Origin of the sequence: Streptomyces sp. RKAG290 (assembly GCF_023701695.1) — a bacterium.
Classification (GTDB): domain Bacteria; phylum Actinomycetota; class Actinomycetes; order Streptomycetales; family Streptomycetaceae; genus Streptomyces.
The window spans coordinates 5,775,318-5,794,308 of record NZ_JAJOZC010000001.1 but is presented as its reverse complement, the minus strand read 5'-3'; the positions used below and the strand labels follow the sequence as shown (position 1 = coordinate 5,794,308).

Annotated in this window: 14 protein-coding genes and 6 pseudogenes; 7 read left to right on the top strand and 13 right to left on the bottom strand. The window is 72.7% G+C overall.

The annotated features are described in order from the left end of the window. Positions 1 to 47: 47 nt before the first annotated feature. On the bottom strand, positions 48 to 554 hold the full coding sequence (locus LNW71_RS25525) for a cupin domain-containing protein (RefSeq protein ID WP_250970363.1): 507 nt from the start codon (positions 552 to 554) through the stop codon (positions 48 to 50). 99 nt (positions 555 to 653) lie between these two features. Next, a pseudogene (locus tag LNW71_RS25520) lies at positions 654 to 1,326 on the bottom strand (winged helix-turn-helix transcriptional regulator). Positions 1,327 to 1,411: 85 nt separating this feature from the next. Here LNW71_RS25520 and LNW71_RS25515 point away from each other — a divergent pair. Then, positions 1,412 to 2,623, top strand: coding sequence for a pyridoxal phosphate-dependent aminotransferase (locus LNW71_RS25515; protein ID WP_250970362.1), 1,212 nt, complete (start codon positions 1,412 to 1,414; stop codon positions 2,621 to 2,623). A 30-nt stretch (positions 2,624 to 2,653) separates the two neighbouring features. Further along, on the top strand, positions 2,654 to 3,271 hold the full coding sequence (locus LNW71_RS25510) for a C39 family peptidase (RefSeq protein ID WP_250970361.1): 618 nt from the start codon (positions 2,654 to 2,656) through the stop codon (positions 3,269 to 3,271). Between the two features lie 48 nt (positions 3,272 to 3,319). On the opposite strand, the gene LNW71_RS25505 is transcribed toward LNW71_RS25510, so the two are convergent. Continuing rightward, entirely contained in the window at positions 3,320 to 4,270 is a 951-nt protein-coding gene (locus tag LNW71_RS25505; RefSeq protein WP_250970360.1) for an SDR family NAD(P)-dependent oxidoreductase, read from the bottom strand. A 379-nt stretch (positions 4,271 to 4,649) separates the two neighbouring features. Between LNW71_RS25505 and LNW71_RS25500 the strand changes: the two are divergent. Both LNW71_RS25500 and LNW71_RS25495 read left to right on the top strand, forming a co-directional pair. Next, positions 4,650 to 5,160, top strand: a pseudogene (locus LNW71_RS25500) (DUF3574 domain-containing protein). A gap of 259 nt (positions 5,161 to 5,419) precedes the next feature. Continuing rightward, positions 5,420 to 5,728 (top strand): hypothetical protein, encoded by a 309-nt coding sequence (locus LNW71_RS25495; protein ID WP_250970359.1) that lies wholly within the window; start codon positions 5,420 to 5,422, stop codon positions 5,726 to 5,728. A 36-nt stretch (positions 5,729 to 5,764) separates the two neighbouring features. Here LNW71_RS25495 and LNW71_RS25490 read toward each other — a convergent pair whose 3' ends face one another. From LNW71_RS25490 to LNW71_RS25480, 3 genes and pseudogenes are all read right to left on the bottom strand, one after another. After that, positions 5,765 to 7,105, bottom strand: coding sequence for an SWIM zinc finger family protein (locus tag LNW71_RS25490; protein WP_374119537.1), 1,341 nt, complete (start codon positions 7,103 to 7,105; stop codon positions 5,765 to 5,767). Further along, positions 7,077 to 10,013 (bottom strand): annotated as a pseudogene (locus LNW71_RS25485) (DEAD/DEAH box helicase). The gene LNW71_RS25490 and the pseudogene LNW71_RS25485 overlap by 29 nt, the downstream one beginning before the upstream one ends. 178 nt (positions 10,014 to 10,191) lie before the next feature. Continuing rightward, positions 10,192 to 11,198: pseudogene (locus LNW71_RS25480) on the bottom strand (slipin family protein). A gap of 256 nt (positions 11,199 to 11,454) precedes the next feature. Between LNW71_RS25480 and LNW71_RS25475 the strand changes: the two are divergent. Beyond that, positions 11,455 to 11,802: a hypothetical protein gene (locus LNW71_RS25475; protein ID WP_250970358.1), complete on the top strand. Its 348-nt coding sequence runs from the start codon at positions 11,455 to 11,457 to the stop codon at positions 11,800 to 11,802. 38 nt (positions 11,803 to 11,840) lie between these two features. On the opposite strand, the gene LNW71_RS25470 is transcribed toward LNW71_RS25475, so the two are convergent. From LNW71_RS25470 to LNW71_RS25460, 3 genes and pseudogenes are all read right to left on the bottom strand, one after another. After that, the gene (locus LNW71_RS25470; protein WP_250970357.1) at positions 11,841 to 12,272 is read right to left on the bottom strand and encodes a DoxX family protein; all 432 of its coding nucleotides are present in this window, start codon (positions 12,270 to 12,272) and stop codon (positions 11,841 to 11,843) included. A 108-nt stretch (positions 12,273 to 12,380) separates the two neighbouring features. Further along, positions 12,381 to 13,076 carry a class I SAM-dependent methyltransferase gene (locus LNW71_RS25465; protein WP_250970356.1) on the bottom strand — a complete coding sequence of 232 codons (696 nt, stop codon included), beginning with the start codon at positions 13,074 to 13,076 and terminating at the stop codon, positions 12,381 to 12,383. Then, positions 13,073 to 13,651 (bottom strand): annotated as a pseudogene (locus tag LNW71_RS25460) (PucR family transcriptional regulator); the annotation flags it as partial. The gene LNW71_RS25465 and the pseudogene LNW71_RS25460, both read right to left, overlap by 4 nt. Before the next feature lie 8 nt (positions 13,652 to 13,659). Between LNW71_RS25460 and LNW71_RS25455 the strand changes: the two are divergent. Further along, positions 13,660 to 14,541: a tyrosine-protein phosphatase gene (locus LNW71_RS25455; RefSeq protein WP_250970355.1), complete on the top strand. Its 882-nt coding sequence runs from the start codon at positions 13,660 to 13,662 to the stop codon at positions 14,539 to 14,541. Positions 14,542 to 14,786: 245 nt separating this feature from the next. Beyond that, positions 14,787 to 15,065 (top strand): DUF6343 family protein, encoded by a 279-nt coding sequence (locus LNW71_RS25450; RefSeq protein ID WP_250970354.1) that lies wholly within the window; start codon positions 14,787 to 14,789, stop codon positions 15,063 to 15,065. 18 nt (positions 15,066 to 15,083) lie between these two features. Here the strand turns inward: LNW71_RS25450 and LNW71_RS25445 are convergent, their stop codons facing one another. The 4 genes and pseudogenes from LNW71_RS25445 to LNW71_RS25430 all read right to left on the bottom strand — a co-directional run bounded on the left by LNW71_RS25445 (position 15,084) and on the right by LNW71_RS25430 (position 18,838). Beyond that, complete coding sequence (locus LNW71_RS25445; protein ID WP_123469365.1) at positions 15,084 to 15,452, bottom strand: tetratricopeptide repeat protein; 369 nt, start codon at positions 15,450 to 15,452, stop codon at positions 15,084 to 15,086. A gap of 65 nt (positions 15,453 to 15,517) precedes the next feature. Beyond that, positions 15,518 to 16,120 carry a dephospho-CoA kinase gene (coaE, locus tag LNW71_RS25440; RefSeq protein WP_250970353.1) on the bottom strand — a complete coding sequence of 201 codons (603 nt, stop codon included), beginning with the start codon at positions 16,118 to 16,120 and terminating at the stop codon, positions 15,518 to 15,520. Positions 16,121 to 16,294: 174 nt separating this feature from the next. Continuing rightward, positions 16,295 to 17,233 (bottom strand): PAC2 family protein, encoded by a 939-nt coding sequence (locus LNW71_RS25435; RefSeq protein ID WP_250970352.1) that lies wholly within the window; start codon positions 17,231 to 17,233, stop codon positions 16,295 to 16,297. Between the two features lie 82 nt (positions 17,234 to 17,315). Next, positions 17,316 to 18,838 (bottom strand): annotated as a pseudogene (locus LNW71_RS25430) (flavin monoamine oxidase family protein). Between the last annotated feature and the right edge of the window lie 153 nt (positions 18,839 to 18,991).

Below are 18,991 nucleotides of genomic sequence, written 5' to 3'. Positions count from 1 at the left end.
GCGGCACAGTGCGGCCGGCCGGGACGACAGGGGGCGGGCCTCGAGCCCTACTTCTTCTTGCCGCAGTCCACGGCGTCGGCGTCGTAGGAGAGTTCACTGCCCTGGGGCAGCAGATAGGTGACCCAGAGAACGACGGGTTCCGTTCCCAGATTGCGTCCGATGTGCCGGTGCTTCGTCCCGGACGGCTCGATGAAGGACGTCCCGGCGGGTGTCACCTCGACCGAGCAGTCGTCCAGGGTGCGGGTCAGCGTCCCCGACTTGACGACCACGATCAGCTGGCCGCGATGGGTGTGCCAGCCGGTGGAGCCGCCCGGCTCGACGGTGATCGTCCGGAAGGTGACGTCGGTACGGCCCTTGGGCGCCTTCACCTTCAGCTTGCCCGGCGAGGTGCCCTGCGCGACGACGGTGCCGCTCACCCCGCTGCCGGGGGTGGCGACGGCCGCCGACGGCACGAAGCCGAGCCCGGCCACACAGCCCCCGATGACAAGCACCTTGACCAGCCGGCCCCGCTGTCCCCACCGCCCCGGCCACCCCTGCTGTCTGCCTGTTCTCATGGGCAACTCCTCCGTGTTGGTGTCCATGACATCCCTAAATGCCCCGACACTACCCACCGGCGGACCGGAGGAACCGTCAGCGGCTCCACCGTCAGTCACTCATTCGCCGCGCAGCTCCGCCGCCAGCGGCCCCTCGCCCGACACCTCGATCAGACCGTCCCGCACCGCTTCGGCGAACGTCGACTCGCCGCTTCCCAGCGCGAGACAGACTTCGGCGTCCAGGACGATGCGCGCATCGGCGCGGGCGGCGGGGCCGTCTCCGTAGACCGCGCTTCCGGCCGTCCGCACCCCGGTGCGGACATGGAACTCACCCTCGTCCAGGCGCACGTCGAGCACCCCGCCGGCCGGCCCGCCGAGCCCGTCCAGCGCGCGCAGCAGCGGCAGCGCGAACCAGTGCGCCCGGACCGCGTCCGTGGGCCGCCGCTCCGCCAGCGCGGGCGCCCCCACTCGGCGAGCGCGGCGAGGACGGGCAGCAGGCCGTGGCCGCGCTCGGTGAGTTCGTACACCGAGGCGGCGGCGGGGGCGGGAGCCGGCGCCTGGTGACCAGGCCGCCCTGCTCCATGTCCCTGAGCCGCGAGGCGAGGACGTCCGTACTCACGCCCGGGAGGTCGGCGTGCAGATAGGTGTAGCGGCGGGGGCCTGCCAGCAGTTCACGGACGATCAGCAGCGTCCACCGGTCACCGACGGCGTCCAGAGCGCGGGCGCCGGCGCAGAACTGGTCGTAGCTCCGGCGGCGGGCCGGGCGGGCTGCAGGCTGTTGCTGACGTGGCATGCGACGCAGTCTAGACATGTTGTTGGACTTTCCAAGCCCAAGCTTGGTAAAACCAAGCAACACAACCGGGTAGGGGAGGCACCGCATGGAATTCCGCCAGTCCAGCAAGCTCAACGAGGTCTGTTACGAGATCCGGGGACCGGTCATCGAGCACGCCAACGCCCTTGAGGAGGCGGGCCACAGCGTCCTGCGCCTCAACACGGGCAACCCGGCACTGTTCGGATTCGAGGCGCCGGAGGAGATCGTCCAGGACATGATCCGGATGCTCCCCCAGGCCCACGGCTACACCGATTCACGCGGCATCCTCTCCGCCCGCCGGGCCGTGGCACAGCGCTACCAGGCGATGGGGCTCACCGACGTCGACGTGGACGACATCTTCCTCGGCAACGGCGTCTCCGAACTGATCTCCATGGCGGTGCAGGGGCTGCTGGAGGACGGCGACGAGGTGCTCATCCCGTCCCCGGACTTCCCGTTGTGGACCGCGGTGACCACGCTGTCCGGCGGCAAGGCCGTGCACTACATGTGCGACGAGGCCGCTGACTGGAACCCCGACCTCGCCGACATGGCATCGAAGATCACCGACCGGACCAGGGCCGTAGTGATCATCAACCCGAACAACCCGACCGGCGCCGTCTACCCGCGCGAGATCCTCGAAGGCATCCTCGACCTGGCCCGCAGGCACGGTCTGTTGGTGTTCGCCGACGAGATCTACGACCAGATCCTCTACGACGACGCCGAGCACCACAGCGTGGCGGTGCTCGCCCCCGACCTGGTCTGCCTCACGTTCAGCGGGCTCTCCAAGACGTACCGCGTGGCCGGCTTCCGGTCCGGCTGGATGGTGGTTTCCGGTCCGAAGCAGCACGCCCGCAGCTATCTGGAGGGGCTGACCATGCTCGCCTCCATGCGGCTGTGCCCCAACGCCCCCGCGCAGTACGCGATCCAGGCCGCGCTCGGCGGCAGGCAGTCGATCCGGGAACTGGTGGCGCCCGGCGGCAGGCTGTACGAGCAGCGCAACCTCGCCTGGGAGAAGCTGAACGACATCCCCGGGGTGTCGTGCGTGAAGCCCAAGGGGGCGCTCTACGCCTTCCCGCGCATCGACCCCAAGGTGCATCCCCTGGTCGACGACGAGAAGTTCGTCCTGGACCTGCTGCTGCGCGAGAAGATCCAGGTCGTGCAGGGCACCGGCTTCAACTGGCCGCGGCCCGACCACTTCCGGATCCTGACCCTCCCGTACGCTGATGATCTTGACGCGGCGATCAGCCGGATCGGCCGCTTCCTGACCGGGTACCGGCAGTGACCGGGGGCCGGATATGAACGGATGCCCATCATGAGCTGTGCCACCTGCCGGGTCCCCGTGCACACCCAGTTCGCCTCGTTCGAGCTCGTCGGCCCGATCGTCGAGGGCGGACTCGACCCGGCCACCGACCCGGCGTGGGCGGAGTCGGGCGCGAAGTCACCCGCGGAGTACGCGCGCTGGGCGGGTCATCTGTGCGGGATGACGTGCCTGCGCATGGCCCTCGGCGACGTCGCCCCGTCCCTCTTCGCGCTGCGCGACGGAGCGCTCGGCTACGGCGCGTACACCGAGGACCGGGACGGTGCGATCCGGGGCCTGATCTACGACCCCTTCGCCGCGTACGTACGCGAGAAGCACGGCCTCGACGCAACGGTCCACCGCCACCTCGCGCCGCAGGAGATCCCGGCCCTGCTGGACGAGGGCCGGACCGTCATGGCCTCGGTGCACTACGCGATCCGCCATCCGCTGCGGCCCTCGCCCGGACGCGGCGGGCACCTGGTGCTCCTGACCTCCCGTACGTCCGACGGCACGGGCGTCCACTTCCACAACCCGTCCGGCACGACGGCGGGGACCCGGGCGGCGGAGCTCCCCCTGGCCGAGTTCGAGCGCTTCTTCGCCGGCCGGGGGGTGTCGATGCGCGCCGCGGTATGACGGGCGCGCAGCCCGAAAGGGCGCCGGGGCCCGGGGCGGCCCCGGGCTTCAGAACGCGTTCACGCCCGTGAGTTCGGCGGAGAGCTCCCACAGACGCGCGGCCGCCTCCGGATCGGTGGCCCAGGGCTTGACCCCGCCGATGAGCGGATCGTCGGTGCCGGCCGGTCCGGCGATGTCGCAGTCCTGACAGTAGGCGCCGCCGTGCGCGTCGAGCAGGGGCGAGGTCGCCGCCCAGACCGCTGTCGCCGCGCCCTGCCGCGGCGTCTTGAACCCTTCGGGCGACTCGCCGTCCCCGGTCACCCAGCCCAGTGCGGGCCACTCCTCGCGCGGGATGTGACGCTGCAGCGGGGTGAGGATGCTGCCGGGGTGCACGGCGAAGGCGTGCAGGCCGCTTCCGGCGCCGAGGGCGTCCAGGTGCACGGCGAACAGTGCGTTGGCGGTCTTGGACTGGGCGTAGGCGAGCCATCGGTCGTAGCCGGTACGGAAGTGGAGGTCCTCCCAGCGGATGCCGGACCGGAAGTGGCCGGCCGACGTCACGGCAACCACCCGGGCGCCGTAGGCGAGGGACGGGCGAAGGCGGTTGACGAGCGCGAAGTGTCCGAGGTGGTTGACGGCGAACTGCGCTTCCCAGCCCGGGCCGACGCGGGTCTCGGGACAGGCCATCACCCCCGCGCCGTTGATGACGATGCCGAGAGTGCGTCCGGCCTCCAGGAAACGTTCGGAGAAGACCCGCACGCTCTCCTGGTCGGACAGATCCAGCGGGTGGACCTCTGTTCCGGGGATGCCCCGCAGAGCCTCCTCGGCGGTGTCGGGGCGACGGGCGGGAACGGTGACATGCACTCCGGCAGCGGCCAGGGCGCGGGTGGCTTCCAGGCCGAGGCCGGAGTATCCACCCGTGACCAGGGCGGTGGTGCCGGTCAGGTCGATCCCGGTGAGGACCTCGTCCGCTGTGCTGTGCGCACCGAAGCCGGTGCCGAGCTTCTGCTGTTTCGTGACCATGCGGACGACGCTAGGTCTTGAAGTGCACACCAGGTCAAGGCACGGTCTCGGACCGCCGGGGGTGCGTGGGCGGCGCCCCGCCGACGGCACCGGAGCCCACGGCCGGGGGTGCGCGGGCGACGCCCGGCCGAGGCCCCCGGAGCCTCGCCTGAGGGTGCGTGGGCGGCGCCCCGCCGACAGCACCGGGGCCTCGGACCGATGACAACAGGGGCTGCAACAGCGCCCCTTGACGCGCCCGATGCGCCCGTGCGCGCCCCGGCCGATCGGGTGGTTTCCGTTCGCCCCCCAGGCGCCGCCGCCCTCCGGCGCGAGCCGGTTGCCACAGTGAGCCCGCGCACCCGCGCCCCTCCCCCGCTCGCCGAACGAAGGTCCTCCCTTGCTGCCACGCCTCCCCCACCGCACCGGCTCCCCGGCCACCCGTCACCGTCCGGGCCGGCGTGCCGTACTCGCCGCCGCCGCGGGCCTCGCCGTGCTGGCCGTGGGCGCGCCCGTCGCGTACGCCACACTGGGCACCGGCTCCCCCTCGGACGCCCGGCCCGCGGCACCGGCCGCGGCGCGGGGGAAGGCCTACGTCGAGACGCGGCTGTTCTTCGGCACCGAACGGCCGGACGGTGGAGCGGATGTGACCGACCGGCAGTTCCTGGCCTTCATCGACGAGGAGGTCACCCCCGCTTCCCGAACGGGCTGACCATCCAGGACGGCCGGGCCAGTGGCGGGACTCCCACGGGGTGATCGAGCGGGAGCGGAGCTACGAACTGACCCTGCTCTACCCGGAGTCCGAGGCCCGGGTACGCGATCCGCAGATCGAACGGATCCGCAACGCCTACGAGAAGGCGTACGCGCAGGACTCGGTGGCGCGGCTGGAGGAGCGTACGACGGCGGACTTCTGACCCCGTCCCCCGACGGCAGGCTTCTGGTCCCCTGCCCGACCCGCCCCATGCCCGAGGCAGGCTTCCGGTCCCATGCCCGAGGCAGGCTTCTCGTCCCATGCCCGACGGCGGACTTCTGGTCCCGTGGTTGACGGCTGTCCGGGCAGGCACCGTTCGACGCTCTCGGCCGCCGGCGCCACGACCGCGCGGCGCCGCCGAGCGGTCCGGTAGCGTGCCGCGGCCGGGTGCACCGGACTTCGACCAGCAGGGAGCAAGCCGCATGGGCGCGCCGATACGTCATTTCACCGCCACGACCGAGCAGGGGCAGGTCTTCACGGTCAACATCGAGCGGGACTTCCGGTACGACCCGTACCGCGACTTCCTCGTGTGCGCGCACTGCGACTGGGCGCCGTCGCTCCTGACCACGCAACGGATCATCGACATGGCCGGGGAGCACCTGGCCACCGCGCACGGCGCCGACCGCGGGCTCGGTCAGCAGGAGGACGAGTCGTTCCGCAAGGCACGGCTGATCGTGCTGCCCGTCGTCGCCGTCCTGCTGATCGGCCTGCTGGTGTTTCTGAACAACTGACCCGCCTGCCTGCCTTCCTGGACAAGTGACCCGGGATCAGCCGCCGCTGAGCTCCAGGAGTGCGCCCACCGGGTCGGAGTCCGGTGCGGCGCGGGGCCACCACTCGTCCTGGCCCGGGTCGGACTCGTAGCCGTACCAGCGGCCGTCGTGGCCGAAGCGGAGCTGGAGGGTGCCGCCGGGGTGGGTGAGGTGGTTGCGCCAGGGCTGGAAGCGCGGGAAGCCGGCGGCTGCGAGGGCGGGGCGGGCCCGGTCGAACGGGCCCGCCGGCGGGTCCCAGGGCGTTTCCAGGACCGCCAGCCCGTCGGCTCCGCCCTGCCGCCAGGCGGCCACGGCCCTGGCCAGGTCGGTGATGTTGCGGCCGGTGGCCGACGCCAGTTCGCGGTAGAGGGCGCGGGTGGTGGCGGTGAGACCCGCGGTGGGACGGGCGGCCGCCAGCCGGACGGCGTCCTGCCAGGGGGTGAGCCCGGCGAGGGGGTCGAGGCCGGTGGTGAGCAGGGCGTGCGCCCGGCCGGCCGCGTCGGTGGCCAGCTGGTCGAGGGCGAGCGGCTCCCGGCCGCCGGGCAGGCTCGGGTACGAGGGCGGCTGACCCGGATGCGGCTGCGTCGGGAACGGGGCGGGCAGCGGCGGCAGGAAACGCTCGGCGAGCGCTTCCTGCGCCGGCACGGATGGGGTGGCGGGGGCCGCGGGGCGCTCGCGCGCGGAGTGCGCGGCATTGCGACGGCCCAGGTCCTCCAGGAGTTCACGCTCGCCCCGGCCGCGCAGCAGGAGCAGGACGAAGGGATCCGAGTCCAGCAGCCGGGCCATCTGGTAGCAGAGCGCCGCCACGTGCTTGCACGGCCAGCCGCGGTCGGGGCAGGAGCAGCTGGGGTCGAGGTCGTTCGCCCCGGGGAGCAGGACGACGCCGGCGGCGGCCGCGGTGTCCGCCAGTGAGTGCGGCATCTCCTTGGTGAGCAGCGCGGCGAGGTGGCCGGGGCGGGCGGCGACCGCGTCCAGGAAGGTCTCCCAGTCGGCGTCGGCGAAGATGCGCAGCCGCAGCTCGGCGCGGTAGGGCCGGGGACGGCTGCCGTGCACGTAGGCGACGACGCGGCCCGGGGTGACGGTGACCGCGGCGACATGCCCGCCGTCCGCGTAGTCACGGCCCCGGGCGAGTCTCGCCCCGTCCATCGAGAGGGCTTCAAGCGCCGCCACCCAGGCCCGGCCCCACCAGCTGTCCGCGAACGGCTCGTCGTCGCCGGACGTCCTGGCGGGCACCGCCTCGAAGGTCCGCCGCAGGTCGTCCGGGCCCGGCCGGGACCGGGCGACGGGCCGCGGGTCACGGCGGGCGGAGGGGCGGGGCGGGGGCCGGGGCTCATGACGGCCTCCGGAGGGAGACGAGATCGGCCAGGTCGCGGTCGCTGAGCTCGGTCAGCGCGGTCTCGCCGGCGCCGAGCACGGCGTCGGCCAGGGCCCGCTTGGCCAGCAGCATCTCGCCGATCCGGTCCTCGACCGTGCCTTCGGCGATCAGGCGGTGCACCTGGACCGGCTGGGTCTGCCCGATGCGGTAGGCGCGGTCGGTGGCCTGTTCCTCGACGGCCGGGTTCCACCAGCGGTCGTAGTGGATGACATGGGCGGCGCGGGTGAGGTTGAGTCCGGTGCCCGCCGCCTTGAGGGAGAGCAGGAACACCGGAACCTCGCCGGACTGGAAACGGTCCACCATCCGTTCCCGCTCGGCCACCGGCGTGCCGCCGTGCAGGAGCTGGGAGGGGATCGCCCGCGAGGTGAGGTGGGCGGAGAGCAGCCGGGCCATCGTCACGTACTGGGTGAAGACGAGGACGGAGCCGTCCTCGGCGAGGATCGTGTCGAGGAGTTCGTCGAGCAGGGCGAGCTTCCCTGAGCGGCCGACGAGGCGGGTCGGCTCCTCCTTCAGATACTGCGCGGGGTGGTTGCAGATCTGCTTGAGCGAGGCCAGCAGCTTCATGATCAGGCCGCGCCGGGCGATGCCCTCGGACGCCTCGATGTACGCCATGGTCTCGCGCACCGTGGCCTCGTAGAGGGTGGCCTGTTCGCGGGTGAGGAAGACGGGGTGGTCCGTCTCCGTCTTGGGCGGCAGCTCGGGGGCGATGCCCGGGTCCGACTTCTTGCGGCGCAGCAGGAAGGGCCGGACCAGCCGGGAGAGCCGCTCGACCGCTTCGTCGTTGCCGATCCCGGCGGCGGTGCCGGTGTTCTCCACGATCCTGGCGTGGCGGGCCCGGAACGCCTTGAGGGGGCCGAGCAGTCCGGGAGTGGTCCAGTCGAGCAGCGCCCAGAGCTCGGAGAGGTTGTTCTCGACGGGGGTACCGGTGAGCGCGACCCGGGCCGGGGACCCGATGGTGCGCAGTGCCTTCGCCGTCGAGGAGTGCGGGTTCTTCACATGCTGCGCCTCGTCGGCGACGACCAGGCCCCAGCTGTGGGCGGCCAGTTCGGGTGCGCTGGAGCGCATCGTGCCGTACGTGGTGAGGACGAAGCCCGCGTCGGGCTCGGCGAGGGTGCGGCCGGCGCCGTGGAACCTGCGAACGGGGACGCCGGGGGCGAAGCGGTTGATCTCCCGGTGCCAGTTGCCCAGCAGGGACGCGGGGCAGATCACCAGGGTGGGCGCGGGGTGCGCGCGGTGCAGATGGAGGGCGATGAGAGTGATCGTCTTGCCGAGGCCCATGTCGTCGGCGAGGCAGCCGCCGAGGCCCAGCGAGGTCATCCGGTCCAGCCAGGCCAGGCCGCGCAGCTGGTAGTCGCGGAGCGTCGCGTCCAGGCCGGGCGGCGGTGCGATGAGGGTGTCGTCCTCGACGATGCGGGCGCGGAGCGCGGCCAGCGCACCGACGGGCACCGCGTCGACCTGTTCGCCGTCCACCTCGGCGCTGCCGGTCAGGGCGACGGCGAGGGCGTCCACCGGGTCGAGCAGGCCGAGCTCCCGCTTGCGCGCCTTGCGCACGAGCGCGGGGTCGACGACGACCCACTGGTCACGCAGCCGCACCACCGGCCGGTGCGCCTCGGCGAGCACGTCCATCTCGGCCTCGGTGAGCCGCTGGTCCCCCAGCGACAGCTGCCAGTTGAAGGCGAAGAGCTGTTCGGCGTCGAAGAACGAGGTGCCGTCGGTGGCCGAGCCGGGCGCGGGCCGCACCACGGCGGCCGCGGTGAGGGAACGGGCCAGCTCCCGGGCCAGTGCACGCTCACCCCGGCGGCCGACAGCCGCGCCCCCGCGTCACCGAGCAGCTCGTACAGCTCGTCCTCGCCGAGGGCCAGCACATCGGGGACGGGCTGGTCCAGCAGGCGTTCCAGCGGGCCCAGACCCGGGCTGCCCGGCGCAGCGCGAGGACGGCGTCGATCCGGGCGCGCGGGCCGAAGGGCTCGCCCGCCACGCCGTTCCACAGGGCGGCGGCGTCGACGACGTAGGTCGGGTCGGCGAGGCTGTGCACCTGCGTGATGGCCGCGGCGGCGTGCCGGGCGGCGGCCGGAGCGTCGTCGCCGGAGGTCTGCGCCGGGTCGGTGGCGCCTTCGGTGTCGAAGAGTTCGTACGCCGAGAGGTCCAGGCGCAGCGACACCTTCACGCCCGCGTCCAGTCCGGCCGCGACCTCCACGGCCCACTCGCGGGCGCCGGGCAGGTGCTGGGCCTCCCGGGCGGCGAAGGGCGCCCCCATGGCGAATGCCGCGGCGGGGGTACGGGGCAGGGTGTCGGCCACCGCGTCGAGGAACGAGCCGATGAGCGGCTCGGGGTCGGGGACCTGGAGGGGCGTGCGGTCCGGCAGGGGCACCGCGTACCCCTCGGGGGCATGGCCGCGGCGACCGCCCGCAGATGGGCGATGTCCTCGGCGGCGCGCGGCCCGGCCCGCCACGCGTCGTGGTCGTCGGCCGTCAGCCCGGGGAGCATCCGGCCGCCGGCCACCAGATGGAGCGCGTGCAGTGCGGCCGCGCCCCAGCAGCGGGTGGCGGGGTGGGCGGACTGCTGTCGGCGCGCCCGGGCCAGCAGCGGCAAGGCGTGGGCCACGGTGAGCACCAGGGCCCGCACGGTCTGCGGGCGGACGTCACCGTGCTCGCCGTGGCGCCGGACGACGGTGATCTCGGCAACCTGCGGACCGTCACCCTCCGTGGAGCGGGTGCCGTCCCCAGGTCCGGTGCCGGAGCCCGCCGCTTCCCCGAGGTCCGGGAGCGGGCCCCCCTCGGGATCCCAGAACGCGACGCGCCCCTCCCTCGGCAGCGCGGCGGGGAGGAAGACGGCGGCGCACCGCAGCAGACGGCCGACGGCCGCGTCCTGCGGCGGCGGTGCGACGGTCACCGGCCCCTCCCCTCCACTCACGTCCGAGGCCCTGGTCACGGGCCTGTGCACTCGGCCCCCGGCACCTGGGCGGCCGGAGATCCCTATGCCTCGTGAGTCTAGGCGGGGGGGTGTGACAGCGGGCCGCCCCCGGCCACGGACGGGGTACGGCGGCGGGCGGCCCGCTGTCACGGCCGGGTCAGTGCCTGGCGAGCGGCTTCGTGCCGGCGATGCGGGGCGGCCTGGGCCTCGCGGCGGTCGCCGGCGTGGCGGAGGCGGGCGCGACGGGAGCCGGCTGTCCGGGAGTCGACGACGGAGCCGGCGGTACGGGCGGCGACGGCGGTACGGGCGCAGGCACGGCCTCCGCGGACGGCGCCTCGGCCGGGGGCTCCGCCGCGGCCGGGGCTGTGCCGCAGGTTGCTGCGCGGGCTGCTGCTGCGGCGCCGGCTGCTGTGCTCGCTCCAGGAAGCGGAGCAGCTCCACCGGGAACGGCAGCACCAGCGTGGAGTTCTTCTCCGCCGCCACCGCCACCACGGTCTGCAGCAGCCTCAGCTGCAGCGCGGCCGGCTGGGAGGACATCTCCGCGGCCGCCTGGGACAGCTTCTTCGATGCCTGGAGCTCCGCGTCCGCGTTGATGACCCTGGCGCGCCGCTCCCGGTCCGCCTCCGCCTGACGGGCCATGGAGCGTTTCATCGTCTCCGGCAGCGAGACGTCCTTGATCTCCACCCGGTCGATCTGTACGCCCCAGCCGACCGCGGGGCTGTCGATCATCAGCTCCAGACCCTGGTTCAGCTTCTCGCGGTTGGAGAGCAGGTCGTCCAGATCGCTCTTGCCGATGATCGAACGCAGTGACGTCTGCGCCATCTGGGAGACGGCGAACCGGTAGTCCTCCACCTCGATGACCGCGCTCGCCGCGTCGACCACCTTGAAGTAGATGACCGCGTCCACCCGCACCGTGACGTTGTCCCGGGTGATCCCGTCCTGCGCCGGCACCGGCATCGTGACGATCTGCATGTTGACCTTGCGCAGCCGTTCGACACCGGGGAGCACCATGGTGAATCCGGGCCCGCGCACGTCGTTACGGAGCCTGCCGAGCCTGAGCACCACACCCCGTTCGAACTGCTTGACGACCCTGGCGGCCGCTGCCGTGTACAGGGCGCCCGCCAGGACCACCACAACCAATGCGACCAAGAGCACCTGGACCATGACGGCCCCCTGCCAGCCGGAAACGCTCGAATGTTCACTTCACGCCCCATCAGGCGCTATTACCACGGTATGCCCGATTTCGACACCGGTCGAACCTCCGTCCGGGTACCCGTCGCCCGCCCGGCCGCTTCCCGGATGCCGGGCCGCCGGGATGCGGGCAAGGTGACCAGCGTCAGCGCGTGTCCCCGTGGCGTACGGGGCGGCGGGACGGAGTGCGTGTACCGATGAGCCGGACGAGACAGACGAGGACCTGCCCATGCCCGTGATCGACCACCGACGCCGCCGTCTCGGCATCGCAGCCGGGACCGCGCTCCTGACCCTCACCGTCGCAGGCTGTTCCGGCCTCGGCCGGACCGCGGTCGGTCCGGTCACCTACACGACCGAGCGGGAGGCCGTGATCATGGTGAACAGCCCCTCGGTGAAGGGCTGCCACCAGCTCGCGCCCGCGGGTGCCAGGGAAGTGAACAACGGCACCCTCATCGACATCATCCTGTACCGCACGCGGGACTGCACCGGCCCCGGTACGACCTACCTCGCCACCACGCTCTCCGACGTGAAGGCGCCCAGGTCCCTGCCCTGGCGCAGCTTCAGCACCGTCCACTGACCCGGCGGGCCCACGGCCCCGCCGGGTGCGGGCCGGCCTCACGCGCTCCGGCGGACCATGGCGACCAGCGCCGCCGTTCTGTCCTGCCGGTCCCGGGCGATCAGGGCCATCACCACGATGAGCAGCGCGGGCATGATCGCGTTCGGCGGGTCGAGCAGCGTCAGCTGGACGACGGACGCCCCGGCCAGCAGTGCGCAGAAGGCGAGAGCCGCCACCCCCGACAGGATCGGGATCAGCAGTGCGATCGCTCCTGCCGTCTCCAGCCCGCCGATGGCGTACATCGCACCCTGGCCCCAGCCCATCCGCTCGAAGGACTCGACGGCGGACTCGTGGGCGATCAGCTTGGCCACGCCGCTGAAGCCCAGGAACAGGGCGAGCGCGAACCGTGCGACGTTCAGCGCGACGGCGCCGCGGCTGCGGCCGGTGGTGACGGGAGCGGGGGTGGTCGTGGCCGTCGTGGTCTCGGACATGTCGGTCTCCTCGGGGATGCGGTGCGCGGTGTCGCTCACACAAGGACAGACCGGCGCCCGGCCGGTAACTCATCGCCGCGCCGCCCACGGATTCCCCGGTCCACAAAGCTACTTGGGCACGGCCCGCACCCAGACGCCGTCGTCCGTGAGGTAGCGGTCCACGCGCAGCCCGGCCGCTGCCAGATACCCCTCGAACTGCTCCTTCGACAACTGCCGCGACAGGAACGTCTGCGACCACCGGGCGTCGTCGAACTCGTACTCGGCGCGCACCGAGTTCACCCCGTCGCCGACCGGCGTCGAGGAGACGATCCGCACGGTGTACCCGGCCGGTTCGACGCGCTCCCGGGGCAGTCGGGTGTGGTAGTCCTGCCCCTCGCGCTGGATGAGCACCGCGCCGCCGTCGCGCACGTACCGCCGGCAGGTACGCAGCAGCCCGTCCCGCACCCGGTGGTCGCCCGTGTGCACCAGGAACGAGGCCAGCATCACCACGTCGAACGTCTCGTCACCGAGGTCCAGGGACTCGATCGGGCTCCGCACCGTACGCGCGCCGCGCACCTGCTCCAGCATCTGCTCCGACTCGTCCACCGCGGTGACGTCGAACCCGCGCCGGATCAGCGGGTGCGTCACCCGGCCCGCCCCGCAGCCCAGTTCCAGGATGCGCGACCCGGCGGGGACGGCACCGGCGATCACGTCCGGTTCGTCCCCGACGGAGAGCCGGCTGTAGAGCTCGACCGCGCAGCCGTCCGGCGTGATCGCGCCGGGTCCCGTCCCCGAATAGCCCTCACGTACCACTCGTCCGCTCATGTCCGGCCGAACGAACGGTCGGCACGGGCCGTTCCCGCCTCTCCGACCGAACGGCGCGCGACCAGTGCCGCGCTGAGGTGCTGAAGATCGGCGGGGCGGGCCGGGGAGAGGCCCGTGAGCCGGTCGATGCGGCGGATGCGGTAGTCGACAGTGTTCGGGTGGACGTGCAGCGCGGCCGCCGCGGCCCGCCGGTCCAGGCCGTGTTCGAGGTAGGTCTCCAGCGTGTGCAGCAGCTCCGGCTTGGCCTCCAGCGGACGCAGGAGCCTCGCGAGTCCGTGCAGCGCCTCACCGGGCCTGCTCAGCTGGTACTCCAGCAGGACGTCGGCCAGCCGGTACAAACCGGGCGGCCGCCCGGTGCGGGCCACCAGCTCGACGATCTCGGCGTTACGGGCCACAGCGGCCGGCCCGCCCGCCGGTTCGGCGGTCTCCGCCGCGGCGGTGACGGGGGCCCCGGCCGCGCGGGTCGCTTCGGCGATCAGTTCGCACAGCCCGCCCGGCCCGCTCCACGGCGGCGGCGCGGCGACGGGCAGCAGCACGGTGCCGCCGGACGCGTCCAGGACGGTCAGCGCGGGGGTCCGGGTCGGTGACCGTCACCGCGCTCACCTCTCCCGACGCCGCCACGGGGGTCGGGCTCGGCACCGCCCCGCGGGCCGGCTCACTCACCGTCCCCGCCGGGGCGCTGCCGAAGGCCGGGCGCTGGTACTTCCGCCTCGTCCCCGATGCCGGGAGCCCCCTCGTCGTCGCCGACCGCTCCCTGGGCCTGGACTCCGCCCGCAACTTCCGCGACATCGGCGGCTACCGCACCACGGACGGCCGCTGGGTCCGCTCCGGTCTGGTGTACCGCTCCGGCAAGCTGAACGGTCTCACCGACGCCGAGCAGCAACGGCTGGTCTCCCAGCACCTCACCCTCGACGTCGACCTGCGCAACGCCGTGCAGCGCCACGACGACCCGGACCGGCTGCCGGCCCAGGTCGCCTACCAGGTCGCCGACGTCGTCTCGTTCAGCCACGGCCTCCGCTTCCACGACCCCGCGCTGATGCCCCTGGCCCAGGCCGTCGCCGCCGGTCTCTTCTCCGGTTCGTCCGACCTGGGCCAGTCCATCGCCTACCCGTTCATGGTCAACTTCGTGGGCGGCGACTTCGCGTTCCACGACCTGGTCACGGCCGTCGCCGCGAACACCTCGGGTGCCACGGTCTTCCACTGCAGCGCGGGCAAGGACCGGACCGGCTGGGGTACGGCCGTCCTGCTCACCCTGCTCGGCGTCCCACGGGCCACGGTCGAGGCGGACTTCCTCGCCAGCAACCGCTACACCGGCGACCCGAAGGCCGTCGAACTGAGCTGGCTGCGGGCCGCGTTCGCCGAGGTGGACCACCTGTACGGCGACTTCGACACGTACGTGCGCGAGGGGCTGAAGCTCGACGGGGCGACCGTGGCCGCGCTGCGGGCCAGGCTGCTGACCAGCTGACCCCGCCGCCGGGCCACGCGGGGCCGGGACCGCTGCCCGAGCCGTCCGGTAGGCACGGGGTATACGCCGTCCGGCACGCAAGGGGTCCGCGCCGCCACGGATCGCCGGCGGGGGTGGTTCCGGGTGCCGGGCGGGCGCGGGCGGAGGTTCGCGAGGATCACGGCCACCGCGCCGAAGCCCCCTGTCCCCGTCGGCCCGCAGCAATGCCCCGTCGCGGGTCCATGCTGGTAGTGGAGGCGATCGCCATGCGCACCGGTAGTGAACCGACGACTGCACGCAGCCCCCTGCGGCTGCGGCTCTGGCTGAGTCTGTGGGGCCTGGCCTGGGCCGTCTTCGGCCTGACGGCCTTCACCCTGACCGGGCGGCCGGGCTGGGCGGCCGCCTGCGGTGTGCTGCTCGTGCTGGTCCTGGTGGACCTGACCGTGATCATCCACCACATCCACCGGGGCCCGCACTACCAGCCGGGCCGCTCCGTCCCGCCGTACGAACCGGATCGTGGCGGACGGCGACGGTACGGGCACTGACGGGGGCGGCAGCGGGCCTCAGCCCTCCGCGTCGAAGCGGGCCGCCCTCAGGTATTCCGGGTTCGGGTCGAGTGCGGCGGCCAGCCGGAAGTGGCGCGTGGCCCGCTCCGGATGACCGGCCCGCTCGAAGGTGCGGGCCAGGGCGAAGTGCGCGAAGGCGTTGTCCGGTTCCCGTTCCAGGACCAGTTCGAATTCGAGCTCGGCCGGGCGCAGCTGGGCGGCGGCGAAGAAGGCCCGGGCCCGCAGCAGCCGGGCGGCGGTGTTCTCCGGATGGGAGGCGATCACCGAGTCGAGCAGCTTGACGGCGCCCCTGGGATCGCGCGCGGCCAGCAGTTGCTCGGCCGCGCGGAAGTCTATGACGTGGGTTTCCGGGTTCCTCTCGGGCACAGTCGCATCCTTCCCTCGGCCACGCCGGTGTGAACGTCGCTCCGGCGCCCGGTATTCCGGTCGGGTCAGGCCGCCGTGGTCCGCCGCACCAGCTCCGACCAGACCTTGCGGACCTGCGGTTCCAGCGCCTCGACAGGTCCGTCGTTGTCGATGACGAGGTCGGCGACGGCGAGCCGCTGCTCGCGGGTCGCCTGCGCCGCCATCCGGGCGCGGGCGTCCGCCTCCGTCATCCCGCGCAGCCGCACGAGACGGTCGAGCTGGGTCCCGGGGGCGGCATCGATGACGACGACCAGGTCGTAGAGGGGTGCGAGGCCGTTCTCCGTGAGGAGGGGGACGTCGTGGACGACCACCGATTCGGGGCCGGCGGCCCGTTCCAGTTCGGCCGAGCGGGCACCGACCAGCGGGTGGACGATCGCGTTGAGAGCGGCGAGGCGCTCGGGGTCGGAGAAGACGACCGAGCCGAGCTTCGGCCGGTCCAGGGTGCCGTCCGGGGCCAGGATGCCGGTGCCGAACGCCTCGACGACCGCGGCGAGCCCGGGGGTGCCGGGTTCGACGACCTCGCGTGCGATCCGGTCGGCGTCGACGAGGACGGCTCCGTGGCCGACGAGCAGCCGTGACACTTCGCTCTTGCCGGCGCCGATACCACCGGTCAGGCCCACTTTCAGCATGGCCGGCAGCCTAGTGCCTCTCGTCTGGATCATGCCGGGCCCGTCCGCCCCGGCGCCGCACCTCGCGGCGTCCTCGTCAGCCGTCGGCGCTCCCGCCCCGCGGCGGCGGACCGCCCGCCCTGCGTCGCCGGCACGGAGCGGTGGCCGACGACGCGGGACGGGCGGACGCGGGCGTCAGCTGTCGCCCTCCCGCTCGGCGAGGAACCGCTCGAATTCGAGGCCGATCTCGTCGGCGGAGGGCAGGTCCACCGGCTCGGCGACCAGATTGCCGCGGGTCTCGGAGCCCGCCACCGCGTCGTACTGGTGCTCAAGGCCCTCGACCAGCGAGACGAGTTCCTCGTCGCCCTGGCCGATCTGGCGGTCGATCTCCGTCTGGGTGCGGTGCGCCTCGGTGCGCAGCGCATGGGCGATGGCCGGCAGGACGAGGCCGGTCGCGGCGGTGATGGACTCCAGCGCGGTGAGGGCGGCGTCGGGGTAGGCGGAGCGCGCGACGTAGTGCGGCACATGGGCGGCGACACCGAGCACGTCGTGTCCGGCCTCCATCAGCCGGTACTCGACGAGGGCCTCGGCGGAGCCGGGTACCTGGGCCTCGTCGAACGGGCTGCGGTGGCCGGGCATGAGGTCGGTGCGGTTGCCGTGCGGGGTGACGCCCACGGGCCGGGTGTGCGGGACGCCCATCGGAATGCCGTGGAAGTTGACCGCGAGGCGCACGCCGAGCCGCTCGACGATCTGCTCGACGGCGGCGGCGAACCGCTCCCACTCCACGTCGGGCTCCGGCCCGGACAGCAGCAGGAACGGCGCCCCGGTCGCGTCCTGGACCACACGCACGTCCAGCGTCGGGACCTCGTACGCCGACCAGCGGTCACGCTTGAACGTCAGCAGGGGCCGCCGTGCGCGGTAGTCGACGAGGCGGTCGTGGTCGAAGCGGGCCACGACCTGGTGCGGCAGCGATTCGAGCAGACCGTCGACGATCTGCTCACCGGTCTCACCCGCGTCGATGTATCCCTCGAAGTGGTAGAGCATGACCAGGCCGGCCGACTCCTGGGCAAGCGCCATGTCGACGACAGCCAGGCCCTTCGGCTCCCATTCGTACAAACTCTGCGGATCAGCCACGGTTACCGCTCCTCCTTGTGTTCCTGAAGAAGAACGTCCCGGGGGGCACAGGCATTCCCGCCCGTGCCCCTTCACAAGGTGTTTACCCAAGTACCCGCGAGTGCAGTGCCGTGACCGCCTTCCGTGCCGAGGTGAACGCGCCGTGCTGCCAGGCGTCGGCGTAGCTCAGGTAGTCGCCGGCGAAGTAGACCCGCCCTGCGGCCTTGTTGAGCGGCGCGAAGGCCGGGGCGTCGGGTCCGCCCGACAGCGAGTGCCAGGAGGCCTCGAGGTGCGGGGTCTGGCGCCAGTGGTGGGAGAAGGACGTGGCGAGTTCCGTGCGGTACTTCTCGCCGTGGATCTTCACCCCCTGGGCGACGGCCCGCGCCTCCCGCTCCCGCGGGGTGAGGGCACCGTAGGCGTCGGCGTTGGAACCGGTGTTGTAGTACCCGATGAGGGTGCCGCGCCTGCCCTGGTGGCCGTAGGACGGGTACCAGATGTGAGAGAGGTCCATGTCCGTCTCGGTGATGCCGCCGTAGATCCGGTGGTCGCTCTCCCACCAGCGGCTCCGGTACTCAAGACCGATCTTGCCGGCCGAGGACGGCTTGCAGCCCTCCAGTGCGCTCTGGACGTCCGGGCCGAGGTTGTGGGCCGTCTTGGCCAGGATGTTGGGCGGCAGCGCGGCGATGCAGTAGTCCGCCTCGATGCTGCGGGTGCGTCCCGACTGGGTGTAGGTGACGGTGACGCCGTGGGCGGTGTCGGTGATCTCGGTGACGGCCGCTCCGGTGCGGATCCTGCGCTCGCCCACGGCCCGGGTGAGCGCGGCGGGTATCCGGTCCATGCCGCCGACCGGCTGGAACATCAGCATCGCCTGGTCGTACTCGAACTCGAAGGCGAAGTAGCGCCCGACGCCACTGGCGAAGACCTCGGAGGCGGAGGGTACGGAGCCGAGTTCCTCGCCCGGGTGCCCGCCGCCGCGGGGTCCACGCGGTAGCCGCGCCGAGGACTGCCGGTGTAGCCGAGACTGTCGCCGATGTCGCCGAAGTCCTTGAGGAACTCCATCAGCCGCTCCTGGTCGTCGGCGGTGATCTGCCGGTCGAGCGCCCCCTTGTCGGTGGCCTTGGAGAGGAGTTCGGCGACGTAGCCGTACACGTCGGCCTTTGCGGTGCGGTAGCGCACCGGGGCCTTCATGCCCGCCTTCTCGTTGTAGATATAGGCGTTGGCGTTCACGTTGGTGAACACCTCGATGGGAACATCGAGTTCGCGACAGTAGTCGAGGGTGACCATCCACTGCGGAATCCGGCCAGGTCCGCAGTTCATGTACTGGCCTTCGCTGAACCGTGCGGTCTGGCGGTTGCCGTGAATGTCGGTGGTCGAATCCCCGCCACGCACGGTGAAGTTGCGGCCGCCCGTACGGTCGCGGGCCTCCAGGACGGTGACGTCGTAACCCGCCTTGCCCAGTTCGTAGGCGGCGGCGAGGCCGGCGATGCCGCCGCCGACGACGACCACCTTGGCCGCACCTCTGCCGGTCAGGCTGAAGTCGCCCTTGCTGGGGGCACGGAAGGCCGGCTCGCGGCCTGCGGCCTGGGCGGTGGGGGCGAGGCCGAGCGCCCCCATCGTGGCGAACATGGCACCCGCCCCGCCGGTGAGCCCGACGTTGCGCAGAAAGGTGCGACGGCTGTCGCCCGGCGTCACGGACGAGTGGTGCGAGGTCTGGTTCATGTCCCGGCTCCCGTTCGGATATTGAGGTTGCCGGGATCCTGGCAAGGGTGTGTTACGAGC